This is a genomic window from Pseudomonas sp. NPDC087817 (assembly GCF_044742875.1).
Lineage (GTDB): Bacteria > Pseudomonadota > Gammaproteobacteria > Pseudomonadales > Pseudomonadaceae > Aquipseudomonas.
The window spans coordinates 1-13,182 of sequence record NZ_JBIUVJ010000004.1; the positions used below are offsets into that span (position 1 = coordinate 1).

Genomic DNA, 13,182 nt, shown 5'->3' on the forward strand with positions numbered 1-13,182 from the left:
GGTATTAGCGTTCCTTTCGAAACGTTGTCCCCCACTACCAGGCAGATTCCTAGGCATTACTCACCCGTCCGCCGCTGAATCCAGGAGCAAGCTCCCTTCATCCGCTCGACTTGCATGTGTTAGGCCTGCCGCCAGCGTTCAATCTGAGCCATGATCAAACTCTTCAGTTCAAACATCTTTGGGTTTTTAAGAAACCCTAAACTTGGCTCAGCAATCGTTGGTTACATCTTTGATTTCTCGCGGAGTAACTTGTGATGCTGATAATCTTGTTGACTATCAGTCTGACTCCACAAGCACCCACACGAATTGCTTGATTCAGTTGTTAAAGAGCGGTTGGTTAAGATCTTTCGTCTCAACCGAGGCGCGCATTCTACAGCAGCCTCATTTATTGTCAAGTGATTATTTTCATTTAAATCAATCACTTGCGCTAACCAGTTTCAAAGTCCTCGTCAGCGGGAGGCGAATAATACAGGACTGGAATTCGTGGTCAACCCCCCTCTGAAAATTCTTTTGCCTGACGAGAAAACCCCATCGAATACAGCGCTTCTTGCGCCGACTATATATAGACGGCGCTCAGCGCAACCCTGGCCAACCGTCACAATCCTGTTATCCCCACCTGCTAACGTCCCCCTCCCGACCTCAACCCAAGCGCCCACTAAAGGAACCGACCGAGTTGTTCCCATCCCCGTCCCGTCAGAAAATCATCCTCCGCTCCGAAGGTCTGCGCAGCGACGACTTCGGCGCCCTCTTCTCGACTATGTTTGGTAATCGCTATAGCGACACACCGCCACCGCCCTCAAACATCATCATCGGCGGCGTCTATGGTCGACATGAAGGAGTCAGCTTCCGCCGCATGCATTACTGCGGCGACTTCTCGGTGTCCTTCCCCAACCCGCAAGACGAAATCACCTTCGTCATCCCTACTTCCGGCAAGGTCGTTTTCCATCACACCACCGAGTCCGTCGGCGCTGCGCACATCGGCCTGGCCATCGACAAAGCCGAAATTCGCTCAATGCACTTTCTCGACAACCATGCCCAGCACGGCATTTCGATCAATCGCAATCAACTCACCGAACGGTTGTCGATCTTGTTGGGCAAACCGATTCTGCAAAAGATCGCCTTCGAACCGGTGGTCGATCTGAACACGGCAGCATTTCAGGGCATCAAGGCGTTGATCGATCTGGCGACGGGCAGCGAGTTCGATCTGTTGATCAACACCGGCACACTCATGCCGTCACGTCTGCGGGAAATGCTGATCGATGCGGTGCTGGAGGCGTGGCCGCACAATTTCACTCAAGCACTACGCCGTCCAGCGCCCCTGATTGCGCCACGGCATGTGAAGTTGGCGGTGGATTTTATTCAGGCACATCCGGAGCAGTTGGTCAGCGGCGTGTATCTGGCGCGGTTGAGCAATGTCAGTCAGCGGGCGCTTCAGGAAGGGTTTCGTCGGTTTGTCGGGACGTCGATTGTGGCGTATCAGCGTCAGGTGAGGTTGCAGCGGGCTTATGAGGCGCTGGCACAGCGGCACGCGAATTCGGTGACTGAGGTGGCGTTGCGGTTTGGCTTCAGCAATGTCGGGCGGTTTTGCCAGTACTTCCAGAATGCTTATGGCGTCAGCCCGGCAGACTTGAAATCCCGGTCGGGCCGCTAAGCGTCCGGCCGCCAAACCGGGGCGGCCGGAGTCCATGACAGTTAGAACGAATAACTGGCCTTGAGGCTCCCGGCGAAGCCGTGACTGTCGCCACCACCGCTGGCCCCCACTTCTGCCCCCACGCTGACCGGGCCAAGGCTGGCCATGAGATTGACGCCACCGCTGAACTGATCGCGATTGTCGAACGCAGCGCGTTGTTCGATATCCAGTCCCAACAAGTGACCTTCGCTATCGACCTGATGCTCGCCGAGTACATGTTCGTAACCCACGCGCGCACCCGGCACCAGTTGCCAATTGCCCACCGCCATCGGGGCGAAAGACACGTCGAGATTGGCCACAGCGCTGCGACGGGTTTGCGTGTTGTCATCGACATCCAGAGAAAGCTCGCTGCCCTTCTCCTTGAAGCCGGCAAGATCGAGATGGCTGACGCGCACCCCGAGGCTCGGCTCCAGCGTCATGCCGCTCACCGGCACGCGATAGCCCAATGCCAAAGTCGCCCCCGTCAGATTGCCGTGAGTGCTGCCCTTGGCTGAACCGAGACCACCGCCGAGGTCACGTTTGCTGTCGTAGTCGGTGTAACCGGCACTGGCGTTGGCATCTATATAGAAGCCGCGCTCCAGACTGGCGAAGCCATAACGGGCGCCAATGTTGAAGAAGGTGAAATCAGTATCCGCTTCGCCACCCGCCCCTCCCACCGAGCCCTTGCTATAACCGAAGCCACCACGGGCGCTGAGTTGTTCGCTGAAACGCTGGGTGATGCCGACCATCAGGCCCTGGCTGTGTTCGTTGCTGCTGTCAGCGTGCGCGGAACCGTCGGTGCCCAAATAGCCGGCGAGCGCGGTCGCCCACAAACGATATTGGCCGACTCGCAGATCGCTGCCGCTGGCGAACGGGGCGGCAGCCTGTTCGATCAGCGCGTTCTGGCGCAGCAGGTAGCTGGCCGCATCGGCATGAACCTGGCCGCCGACCGAGGACTCGACACCACCGAGAGTGCCGACGTCGATGGCCGACTGCAGATAATAGTTGTAGGCACTGTAGGTGCCGGACAGGTTGGTGTTCTGCAACTGGCGCAACAACTCGGCACCCGCGGCCGCATTGCCGACCAGTCCCGCCTGCCCCGGCAGACTGTTGTACTCGACCAGTTTGCCGCGCAGCACATAGATCGTTTCCTGCGACAGCCCCAGACCTTGCTTGAGGTAGTTGTCCATGCTGCCGTATTGCGCGCTGACTTCATCGAGACCGGCCTGCAAGTAGCTGGCCTCCACACCGAGCAGCGGCGCGTAAATGGCGGCCATGCCTGGCGGCATGGCTTTGAGGGTCGCGGCGACGCGGGCGGCAGTGTAATCGTTGGTCGCCAAGTAGTTGGCCATGATCGTCGCGTTATCGAGCCCGGCGATGCTCTGCAATACCGCCGCAGTCCAGCCCGTGCGGTCTTTGCCGGCAGTGCAGTGGAACAGTTGAGCAGCGTCGACACTGGCCAGCTCATTGAACAGTTTGGCGAACTGACCGCGCATCCCCGCGTCGCTGACGAACGCGCGGTTGGTCTGTTCCATCATGGCGATCGCGTCGGCGGCGCTGTTGAATGAGATGTTGGTGATGTTCGAGCCGGAGGTGGTGCTGCCGATGATGTCGATGTTTTCGTAGGTCGCACCGCTGAGCATCGTGTCCGGTGTTGCGGCGATTTCGCTGGGGGTGCGCAGGTCGTAAACGGCTTTGATGCCAAGGCTGTTGAGCGTCGCCAGATCCGCCGTCGACGGCGTCAGCGCATTCGAACGGTAGAACACGCTACTGCGCATCGTACCGTCATGGGCCGTGGAGTAGGCCGTGGTGAGGCCGGCGATATCACGGAAGTTGTCGATGCTTGTCAGGCGCGGCGTATCGAGAGCAACAGGCTCGGCGGCATGGGCAGCGGCGATGGACAGACTCAGAACGGACAGCGAACACAGAATACGTTGGAACACAGTGCAGCCTCATGGAATAAGCATTGGGCTGGCTACTATCTGCAATGAAGTGATACCGAATATGACAGATTGACTCTGGATCGAAATGGCTGCGCGATTGGTCCATGGCACGCGTGTATCGGCCATATCGATACCTTTTTATAGATTTCCCACGTGGGGGACTTGGGTGACGGGGAACAGCTGTTTGACTGGATTTCCAGAACCGGCACAATTGCCGACCTTTTGCGACAGGATGTCTCCATGCACCGGATTGAAAATGCGCAGGCTGCCACACGTGGCACATCGGCGTGTCTGAACGGCAGGTCCGTGAAAGGTCCGCGAACATGACCAAACCTTCCCGACAAATCCTTGCGGCGCTTTTCTTCTGCGTTGGTTCATGGGCCGCGTTGTGGGCCGCTTCCCAATGGTGGGAAAAAGCCCTGGCAACGCCTTCGGGCGCAGCGCGCATCAGTCCCAACGGTTGCTACCGGGTTCAGGATTTCAAACCCTTCTGGGTACTGCCCGGCATTTTTCACCCTCGCCCCCATCCGGACGAAACGGTGCCGCTTGCCTGGTTTCCCCGGTGGGAGATACCGGCGTTTTTTCGTCTGTACGACCAGCGCAACGGGCAACTGCTGGGTGAAAGTGAAATTTACGATCTGGTGGCTGATGGCGGGCCTTTGAGCTGGGGTTTCAGAGAGTTGCCCCGGGTCTCCGCCGCCATGATCGACATCGGCCCGAATGCACCCGACTGCATAGGGGATGAGCCGGAGTCCACTGTCTTACCCTGACTTTGATTGCGAAGGTGGCGTTTCAGCGTGAATTAGTCCTTGCTGATACGGCCCCTTCGCGAGCAAACCCACTCCCTCAGGGACAGGTGTTAGCCTTCGACCCGAATCTGCGTGATGCCTCGATTCTCGGCTTGCGCAAGGATCTCTGGCGGCGTGGAATCTGCCGTGGGCATGAGCAGACTGTTTTCCGCATCGCCATAATGCAATTCCAGAAGATGCATCGCGGCCTCGTGATCGGCGAGTCGTGGCTGTTTGAGTTCGAGTGAATGTTCACGAGGCTCGCCGTTGAACTGGTATTTCAGAAGATAGGTGTGCATGGTTTCATCCGCGTTGGAAAGAAGAGGTACTGACTATCCTGACTGACCAGTCAGCTCTTGGTTCAACCTCATCACGAACAGCAGATGCTTCAATAAATGTCATTGTTCAATGCAAACTTTTCGCGCCACGGGGCGTCCTTTGTTTACACCCCCGTTAAGCTGACCACAGCTAAGGACTGGCAATGACCTTTTTCATTTTCCTTCTGGCCTGCGCGGCTGCCGCGAGCACGGGCATCATTTTCAAACCGGGCCAGTGGTACGAATCGCTGGCCAAACCCGGCTTCACCCCACCCAACTGGGCGTTTCCGGTGGCCTGGACGGTGATCTATCTGTTGCTGGCCTGGGCTGGCTATCGTTTGAGCCTGATTCCCGGGAGCCAGACGGTGCTGGCTTTATGGGCCGCGCAGATTGCGCTGAATACCTTGTGGACGCCGGTGTTCTTTGGCGCGCATCACATTGTTGCCGGGATGGTGATCCTGACGCTGCTCTGGCTGGTGGTCGCAGCAATGGTGGTGATGGCTGTGCAGCTTGATTTGATCACTGGCCTGATTTTGTTCCCGTATCTGGCGTGGCTGTGTGTTGCCGCAGCCTTGAATTTTTCCATTCTGGTCAAGAATCGCTGATGCCCCACTCCCCCGGTAAAGCACCATGGCCCGAAGGCGAGCGCGAGTTGGCGCAAGTGCGCGATTTCAACAAGAAACTCGCGTGGTTGCCGCGCTTTAAAATCCGCAATCGTGTCGTGCCACGCCTGATTCAGGCGTTGCTGCGTGTCAGTCAGATTGGCGGCGAAGGCAAGTTGCGCAAGCATGGCCTCCTGGCTGAGCGAAAGAGGATTGACCACAGTGGCGCGGCCGTGCGGATCATTCGGCCCAAGGGTCGAGCCAAAGGCGTGGTGCTGGATTTCCACGGCGGCGGCTGGGTGATCGGCAATGCGCAGATGAATGACAACTTCAACATCGCCATCGTCAATACGTGCAACGTGGCGGTCGTCTCGGTGGACTACCGTCTGGCGGTATCGACGCCCATCGAAGGGGTGATGGATGACTGCGTGGCAGCCGCCCGCTGGCTGCTCAGCCAGAACGAATTTGCCGGTCTGCCGGTGATCGTCGTCGGTGAATCGGCCGGCGCTCATCTGGCAGCGGCGACGCTATTGGCGCTGAAAAACTCGCCCGGGTTGCTGCAACGGGTGAACGGCGCACTGCTGTATTACGGCGTTTACGATATGACCGGAACGCCGAGCGTGCGCGAAGCACCGCCAGAAACCCTGCTGCTGGACGGACCGGGAATGATTGAAGCACTGCGCAAGCTCACGCCGGACTTGAATGACGAGCAGCGCCGCCAACCGCCGCTGTCCCCGCTGTACGGCGATTTCAGCGGCTTTCCGCCGGCCCTGATGTTTGCCGGTGAGCTGGATCCGTTGCGTGACGACACCCTCGATATCGCCGAGCGCTGGATGAATTCAGCACCCGTCGAGGTGTATCTGTTGCCCTCCTCCCCACACGGCTTCATCCACTTTCCGACAGCCATCGCTGAAAGCGTGCTGGCTTACAGCCGTGAGTGGATTTCGGCGCAGGTCGAAGCGCCAGCGTCGATCACTCGTTCAAGTCCTTGATTAGGTCGCTGCCGACAATCGGTGAGACGCCGGCCAACATAACCGCGCGGCTAAACCCTGCTCTCAGAAGCGCTCATCGAATATCGCCGGCAAGGTCAGGTCCTTGACGTAGCTTGCCGAGGACAGACTCAAGATCATCCGCACCACCTGCACGACGTCGTGCACGGGAATGGCGTTGCCCTCGCCGCGCTGTTCGGCAAGCGCTCTGGGCGTGCTGAGGTGATCTTCGGTATTCAGGTAGCCGAGGTTCAGACAGGTCACACCCAGGCGTTGCTGCCTGTAGCCTTCGCGTAATGCATCGGCAATGCCCCGTAGTGCGAACTTGGAAGCGCCGAAAGTGACTTCGGGTCGTCCACTTTGCGCCAAGCCAGAGGTCGAGCCGGTCAGAATGATTCTTGGGTTTGCGCTTTTCAGCAGCACCGGCAGCAAGCGTTTTATCAACACAATGGTCGACGTAATGTTGCAGTTGACGATCGCCTGCACCTGATCGTCGTGATCAGCCAGGAAGTCGTACGCGGGGTCGAAAGCCAAGTCCTCCCAGATGCCCAGGTTGTAGATCAGCGTATCCAGCCCGCCTTCGGCAACCGCTCGCTCAATCACCGACACAGCTTTCATGGGTTCAGCCAGATCGGCCTCTACCCACCGCACCTCGATCCCGGGCCTGGAGGGCAGCGTTTCGGGACGGCTACGCGAAACCCCAATCAACGTATCGCCCTGCTCACCCAGTCCATCGATAAAGGCTTTGCCCAACCCTTTGCTTGCACCAACCACCATGGTTTTCACTGACCGTCTCCTTGACCTTCATGCTTATGTGGACGGGCATGCAAACAGGCGATTTACAGATTGGCAATCAACAGGTTGTTTCCAGATGTTCGAGGCAAAAAAAAGCCCGGCTGATAAGGCCGGGCTCTTGTCGAGTGCTGCGGTCAAACCCTGCATTCACGCGGCACGGCGTTCGAGCAAACGGTCTGCACCACCTTCGGCAACCAGATTACCTTTGAGGCGATCCGAACCATCGGCAGCGACGGCATCACTGAACAGTGGATCGGTTTGAGTTGCGGCGGCGACAGCGTCGCTGAACAGTGGGTCGGTCTGGGTGGCTGCAGCGACCGCGTCGCTGAACAGTGGATCAGTCTGAGTGGCTGCGGCAACCGCGTTCAGTGCGAAGAGCGAGAAGGCAATGCCGAGAAGAGTTTGGCGTTTCATGTTGATGTGCTCCGATGTGCAGTGGTTGGGAATGGAGCCGATCTTACGCCGAGGTGCTGATATGAGAACCTGATTGCGTTAATGGTTGTTATTGATGCAGTCAATGATCCTGGCAAACCCAACGCAACGAGGTTTCCAAGGGTAATTCAAGGCTTGAAAAAGGCGCACCTGGCTCCTTCCTCACGGCCCTGTCCTACCTGTTCGGCGCTGAGACTGGCTTGATGTGCGGTGTACGAGGAATTAAGGTCTGGCAGCGCCATCAGGTGCGTCGCAGAACATTTCTCGCAAAATTGAGATAAGGACTTCTCGCCGTGAACCAGCCTCAGACAACGCTGTTGAAATTAGCTCGTGATAAACAACTTCCCCATCCGGCCATGCTGGCCGAATTCAAGCTATCCAGTTGGCTTCAAGCTTATGAGTGGACAAGGGGTCCAGGAAACGAGGAACGCGGTTTCCTCAATGGTGTGGCCTGGCTAAATGACCATTTCCAGCGCGTGCAAAATACGCGCAAGCAGTTCACCTTCAGCCGCGACAATCCACTGAGTGCGAACGAGCTGATTCAGGCGCACCTGGGTGCCGCCAATCATGCGTTCTACCGGATTTCCGTGGAGCAGATGGAACTTATGGCCGAGCGGCCCGACGCGTCGCTGGAACAGCACCTCGCCCTTAAGTCCACCTTGACCTACGGCAACGTCGAGGTCGATCCCAACACCTTGAACATGCATCGTCTGGACAGCCTGTGCGGAGCGTTCTGGGAGCTGCTCAAGCACCGGGAGGACCTCGACCGGCTCTTTCCTGAAGCTCGCCCGCACCAACTGGACAAGTTCACCCTTCTTGAGAATGAAACCTCGATGGTGCAGTTGTTTCACAACTTCTCGCGCATCTGGCAGGACTTGCTCTACGGGGAATCGCGGTTTTTCCCGCACCCCCAGGGCGTGGTTCTCGCTTCCACAACACCGGACCCGCATCTGATCAAAGCTATTTCCGAGTACCGCCGGGATCACCACAATGCCACCAATGCCATGCAGATCGTCCGCGACATGAGAAGTCGGCGCCTGATCACTGAAGCACGGCTGGATCAAGGTCAATACCTGCATTACCAGAGCTCCGACAGCAGCTTGTCCAGCACCCATTGGCGAGGCCTGTCAGAAGAGGCGCAGACGTCGGCTGCCTACCATCGAGCCGCGCCGTACTACATGATCGATCAGCACTTGCATCCCATCCTGGACCCGGCATCCAGCAACGCCAGGGACCAGACAATGCGCAATGTCTTGAAAGTCTGGTTTCACCTGACCGTTCTTGCCGCTCAGATAAGAGAAGCGGACCTCTCAAAACCTTCGCCGAGGCAGTGGGACGAGGTGCTCGCCTTTGCTCCGAGGTTCCGGATGGACGAGTTGATCGCACACCTGGCGCACTGCACGAATATGCTGGTCGAAGACGTGAGGATCGTTATCGACATGCTCTCCTATAACGCCAGCAGCCTTCAGCACGACCTCTGGAGCCAGCCCCTGCTGGTGCTCGATGAACAGGTAAGTTTTCCGGTAAGTGCCCTGCTCACCGCCAGCATCGGACGCAACTTCGACACTTGGCTGAAGCGCGTCGATCCTAAAGCCAAGCGCCGTGGCAAGTTGTTCGAGCAAGACATCCTCAATGTCCTGCAAGAGTGTCGATCGAATAACCCCATTCTGGCCGAGCACCTCTGTTGGACAGCGGCGCTAAAGTTCAGATACGCGCCGAAAAAATTCGAAGAAATCGACATGACGTTCGCTTTTGGCAACCTGATCGTCATTGCCGAACTCAGAAGCCGGCGCACGCCTGTCACTGCGCTGGACTATCACAACGAAATATTCGACAACAATGGAATAGAAACCAAAACGGCTCAGGCCAGCCGAAAAGCAGAGCGGGTTCGCGAGAATCTGCAAGCGTTTTGCGCAGCGTACTACCCCGCACTCGCCGGACGCGAAGATCTTAAGGTAATGCCCTTGGTGATCATCAACGGCCAGTTTCACGCAGGTTACCCACGCAATGGCATACCTGTGCTTGACCCCCACCTGCTCAAGCACTTCCTGAAAGATGCGCAAGGGCGATTTCACGGCAGCGTCGAGGAAAACGAAGGGCATATGTACAGCATCCCGCTGTATGACTGCCTGGACGAAGCTGTCCGCGTTTTCCCCGAATACGCAGGCTGCCCGACACTGATCAACCTTTACAACACTCTGATCACGCAAGTCTCGGCAAAGTACGAGGTCCCCGGCAAAGACTTTCCACCCGTATTCACCACCGCCTACGACATGTCTGGCGTCACACCTGAGCGTTACATGGAGGTCTTGGAACAAATCGCCAAAGGCAATCTCCGGAAAAATTTCTGACCTCGGTTTATTCAATGCTTTCGGAGTGCCAGAAACAACACGAATGACCTTTTCAACGCCATAGGCACTCCCTCAGGAGTCATCGACCAAAACCGGTGGCCCCTGAGCAAACTCACATCAGCCGACCCGCATCGACAACTCAATGTCATCTGCAAACGGGACCGATAGGGAAGCAGACGCCAACCGTCCCCACGGTTATGATCCCGTTACCCCCAACCCAATGGACCCACACCATGCCAACCGCGCAACCCCGCCCTACCCCCGCGCCACTGCTCAAGCCTGGCGAAACGGTGGTGCTGTTCGACGGTGTGTGCAAACTGTGCAATGGCTGGGCGCGGTTCCTGATTCGGCATGATCATCAGCGGCGTGTGCGCCTGGCGGCGGTGCAGTCGCCCGAGGGTCAGGCGCTGCTCGCGTGGGCGGGGTTGCCGCTGGATCAGTTCGACACCATGGCGGTGATTCGTGACCGGCATTACTGGGAACGTTCAGATGCTTTTCTCGAAGTCATCAAGCAGTTGCCCGGCCGCTGGCAGCCTTTGCGACTGCTGCGCATCTTCCCGCGCATGTTGCGCGACTGGGGCTATGACCGCATTGCGCTGAATCGTTATCGACTGTTCGGCAAATACGATACCTGTCTGCTGCCCAATCCAGACCACGAACAGCGCTTTCTGAAAATGGCGGCGCCGTCTGCCGCTGACTCCGACAGCTGACCAGCGAGGTCAGCAGCCAGATAGTGTCTGTTCAGCGCTGCCCGTCAGAAAATTGCACGGACAGGCTCAGGTTGGCCGGATCGTTGATCGCCGCCAGGTATTCCTCGACGCTGATTTCCCCTACACATGGACGGGCGCCGGGTGACGGCACGTAGCCCTGAGCCATTTTTGCCGCCAGCGCCACAGCGGCGCAGCTTGGGATTTCCGGTCCCTTGTCATTCAGGGCGGTCAGTTGCGCGGTCATCGACAGCGGTTTGCCGTCAACGCCCACGCCCTGAACATCGATGTACATCGCACTTTTGCCATCGCCGAAACGTTCGAACCGAGTGCCCAGTCGATGCAGGCGCGCCGCCCAGATCGCGTGGTCGCGCACCAGCCCGACTTTCAATGCCTGCGCCAACAGACCATTGGCAATACCGCCGAGCTTCAGTCCGGCGCCAGCCTTGAAACTGAGGGTGTGTGCGCCATAACGACCGGCAAAGATATCCATGTCCGGCACGTCGACGTTCGCCAGCAACCGGGTGCCCAGTTGCGGCATCTTGCGCAAGGTCAGGTCCAGCCAGCCCGACACTTCCTGCACCTGGCCATTCTTCAATTGCCGGATCGGTTTGCCGGCGTAGGCCAGCACGCCTTCGATGGTCGACAGCCCCGGCATCTTCGCCGAGGAGGAAATGCCGTGCTCGATGACGTCGATACGGGAGAAGCGATGACGCTGCTGATCAATGATCGCCGAAGACAGCGTTGGCACCGAACTGCAGCCACTGAGAATCGCCACACCTGCCGCTTTCGCCCGCTCATCGAGCAGGCCCACGCCATTGACGAAGGTTCGGCAGTCAGCCAGGTCGCAGTAATTCACCGAGGCGGCGATGCAGCTCTCGGCAACCGCATAGGATTGTCCTTGAAACGGGCCACCGGTATGCACCACCAGGTGGATATTCAGCAAACGCAGCGCCGCGCTGAACTCGGGGCCCATGGCATCGCCGCACCAACCTTCGGCGACAGCCCCCGACTGGCTGTTCAGCTCATCGAGCTTGCCTTGCAACTTGTCCGGATTGCGCCCGGAGAGCACCAGCTCCACACCCGGCATGACCGCCAGATGCCGGCAAACAATGCTGCCGAAATTACCGTAGCCACCGACCACCATCACCCTGAACGACATTTCCACTTCCCTACTGACCGGCTGCTGTTTTTCCCGATTGCGCACATCCGCACACGGAGCGTGAAGGATATCGGGCCCGGCGCCGGCAAGCCAATGCCATGACATCAAACGCTCAACGACCCGGTGTTATCGCGCCTGCGTGCCGTGCGCAAGAACCGCATGATCGACATTCCATTCACCCATTTACAGCCGACGGTCAACAGCGGTGCGGTCGCCCTGCATCTGGCCCGGCAACTCAAGGCACTCAACGAAAATTAAATGAACCCGCCGCACCACACGCCACCTAACAAAGACCATCAGGAGGTAGCCAATGCAAATCGAAACCGTGTGGATCGTACTGGCGGCAGTTCTTCTGCTTATTGAACTGTGGGCCATCAATCGGGTGCGTAAAAGCGAGGGCAAATCGAGTAACAAGGGGGTATGGATTGTGCTGATCGTGTTTGTGCCGCTGTTCGGACTGATCGCCTGGGCAATCGCCGGGCCTAAACACATCAGCCAGAATACGGCGTCGCATCCGGGTCGTTAAGGGAACAGTAGCGCGCCGGCTTCACGCATGAAAATCTCGACGGTCTTCGGGCCGATCCCGTCAAATTCCGCCAGGCGTTGCTCGAACGCCTGGCGATCGGCACTTGCGGCAACGATATTGCCGATCTTCCCCGCGTATTCATCATTGAGCTTGTGAGCCAACGCCAGAAGCCGCTTTGCTGTGGTTTCGTCGTAACGCACGTAATGTGCCTCGCCGAGCATCGCCACCAGTTCCCGATGGCTGCAATTGGCCAACTTGCGCGGTGTATCGCGCTGCCGTTTTTCCATGATCACTCGATAAGCCTGTGCAGCAATGTCGGCCTGAATGCGTTTGCCCATCAGAAAACTGGCGATCAACCATTTGAACAGCGGCGTCTCATCGCCGTGGCCGAAGTGGATATGCAGGTCCTGCGCGGTGATCGTTTTACTCATTGAGCACTCCGCAATTGTAAAAAAGAATTTCAAAGGTTTGCCGGGGTCTATGCCCTACCTTCCTCAAGAGCTCGTCCATTCATGAAATTTGCGTCTTTCTGTCAGGCCCTGTCCAATTGGGCCGGCAGCTCGAAAACCTTTGTCGCCGCGATCGTCCTGATCATCATCTGGGCACTGACTGGCCCGTACTTTCACTACAACGACACCTGGCAACTGATCATCAACACGTCGACCACGATCATCACGTTCCTGATGGTGTTCCTGATCCAGAACACACAAAACCGCGACAACGATATCTTGCACCTGAAGATCGATGAGCTGATCCGGGCCACCACCGACGCACAGAATGCAACGCTGTGCCTGGACAAAATGGGCACCCGGGAACTGCGCAAACTGCGTGCGCATTACAGCTCCCTCGGGGAAAACGACGAGATCAATGTCGACTCGACCGCAGACTGAACGACTGAAAG

14 protein-coding genes, 1 rRNA gene and 1 pseudogene are annotated in these 13,182 nt (G+C 57.8%); 9 read left to right on the forward strand and 7 right to left on the reverse strand.

The window, feature by feature from the left end:
• Nucleotides 1-170, reverse strand: a 16S ribosomal RNA gene (locus ACIONG_RS05215); the annotation flags it as partial.
• A 503-nt stretch (nucleotides 171-673) separates the two neighbouring features.
• On the opposite strand from ACIONG_RS05215, the gene ACIONG_RS05220 reads away from it, so the two are divergent.
• On the forward strand, nucleotides 674-1,651 hold the full coding sequence (locus tag ACIONG_RS05220; RefSeq protein ID WP_401297199.1) for a helix-turn-helix domain-containing protein: 978 nt from the start codon (nucleotides 674-676) through the stop codon (nucleotides 1,649-1,651).
• 41 nt (nucleotides 1,652-1,692) lie between these two features.
• Here ACIONG_RS05220 and ACIONG_RS05225 read toward each other — a convergent pair whose 3' ends face one another.
• Nucleotides 1,693-3,612, reverse strand: coding sequence for a tyrosine-protein phosphatase (locus tag ACIONG_RS05225; RefSeq protein ID WP_401297201.1), 1,920 nt, complete (start codon nucleotides 3,610-3,612; stop codon nucleotides 1,693-1,695).
• Between the two features lie 323 nt (nucleotides 3,613-3,935).
• On the opposite strand from ACIONG_RS05225, the gene ACIONG_RS05230 reads away from it, so the two are divergent.
• Complete coding sequence (locus tag ACIONG_RS05230; protein WP_315448681.1) at nucleotides 3,936-4,382, forward strand: hypothetical protein; 447 nt, start codon at nucleotides 3,936-3,938, stop codon at nucleotides 4,380-4,382.
• A gap of 89 nt (nucleotides 4,383-4,471) precedes the next feature.
• Here ACIONG_RS05230 and ACIONG_RS05235 read toward each other — a convergent pair whose 3' ends face one another.
• A complete protein-coding gene (locus ACIONG_RS05235) occupies nucleotides 4,472-4,699 on the reverse strand; it encodes a hypothetical protein (protein WP_103307369.1) in 228 nt (75 codons plus the stop codon).
• Between the two features lie 182 nt (nucleotides 4,700-4,881).
• On the opposite strand from ACIONG_RS05235, the gene ACIONG_RS05240 reads away from it, so the two are divergent.
• Complete coding sequence (locus tag ACIONG_RS05240) at nucleotides 4,882-5,322, forward strand: TspO/MBR family protein (RefSeq protein WP_213028501.1); 441 nt, start codon at nucleotides 4,882-4,884, stop codon at nucleotides 5,320-5,322.
• Nucleotides 5,322-6,311: an alpha/beta hydrolase fold domain-containing protein gene (locus ACIONG_RS05245; RefSeq protein WP_401297204.1), complete on the forward strand. Its 990-nt coding sequence runs from the start codon at nucleotides 5,322-5,324 to the stop codon at nucleotides 6,309-6,311. Before ACIONG_RS05240 ends, ACIONG_RS05245 begins: the two co-directional genes overlap by 1 nt.
• A gap of 63 nt (nucleotides 6,312-6,374) precedes the next feature.
• Here ACIONG_RS05245 and ACIONG_RS05250 read toward each other — a convergent pair whose 3' ends face one another.
• A complete protein-coding gene (locus ACIONG_RS05250; protein WP_401297206.1) occupies nucleotides 6,375-7,094 on the reverse strand; it encodes an SDR family NAD(P)-dependent oxidoreductase in 720 nt (239 codons plus the stop codon).
• A gap of 156 nt (nucleotides 7,095-7,250) precedes the next feature.
• Entirely contained in the window at nucleotides 7,251-7,517 is a 267-nt protein-coding gene (locus ACIONG_RS05255; protein ID WP_401297207.1) for a hypothetical protein, read from the reverse strand.
• A 311-nt stretch (nucleotides 7,518-7,828) separates the two neighbouring features.
• On the opposite strand from ACIONG_RS05255, the gene ACIONG_RS05260 reads away from it, so the two are divergent.
• Both ACIONG_RS05260 and ACIONG_RS05265 read left to right on the forward strand, forming a co-directional pair.
• Entirely contained in the window at nucleotides 7,829-9,886 is a 2,058-nt protein-coding gene (locus ACIONG_RS05260; RefSeq protein ID WP_401297209.1) for a hypothetical protein, read from the forward strand.
• A gap of 233 nt (nucleotides 9,887-10,119) precedes the next feature.
• A complete protein-coding gene (locus tag ACIONG_RS05265) occupies nucleotides 10,120-10,596 on the forward strand; it encodes a thiol-disulfide oxidoreductase DCC family protein (RefSeq protein WP_401297211.1) in 477 nt (158 codons plus the stop codon).
• A gap of 31 nt (nucleotides 10,597-10,627) precedes the next feature.
• On the opposite strand, the gene ACIONG_RS05270 is transcribed toward ACIONG_RS05265, so the two are convergent.
• Nucleotides 10,628-11,755, reverse strand: coding sequence for a saccharopine dehydrogenase family protein (locus tag ACIONG_RS05270; RefSeq protein ID WP_401297213.1), 1,128 nt, complete (start codon nucleotides 11,753-11,755; stop codon nucleotides 10,628-10,630).
• Nucleotides 11,756-11,869: 114 nt separating this feature from the next.
• On the opposite strand from ACIONG_RS05270, the pseudogene ACIONG_RS05275 reads away from it, so the two are divergent.
• A pseudogene (locus ACIONG_RS05275) lies at nucleotides 11,870-12,013 on the forward strand (iron ABC transporter substrate-binding protein); the annotation flags it as partial.
• A 52-nt stretch (nucleotides 12,014-12,065) separates the two neighbouring features.
• Nucleotides 12,066-12,281, forward strand: coding sequence for a PLD nuclease N-terminal domain-containing protein (locus tag ACIONG_RS05280; RefSeq protein WP_103307146.1), 216 nt, complete (start codon nucleotides 12,066-12,068; stop codon nucleotides 12,279-12,281).
• Here the strand turns inward: ACIONG_RS05280 and ACIONG_RS05285 are convergent.
• On the reverse strand, nucleotides 12,278-12,712 hold the full coding sequence (locus tag ACIONG_RS05285; protein ID WP_401297216.1) for a DNA methylase: 435 nt from the start codon (nucleotides 12,710-12,712) through the stop codon (nucleotides 12,278-12,280). The genes ACIONG_RS05280 and ACIONG_RS05285 overlap by 4 nt on opposite strands.
• Before the next feature lie 81 nt (nucleotides 12,713-12,793).
• On the opposite strand from ACIONG_RS05285, the gene ACIONG_RS05290 reads away from it, so the two are divergent.
• Entirely contained in the window at nucleotides 12,794-13,171 is a 378-nt protein-coding gene (locus tag ACIONG_RS05290) for a low affinity iron permease family protein (protein ID WP_103307143.1), read from the forward strand.
• Nucleotides 13,172-13,182 lie beyond the last annotated feature (11 nt).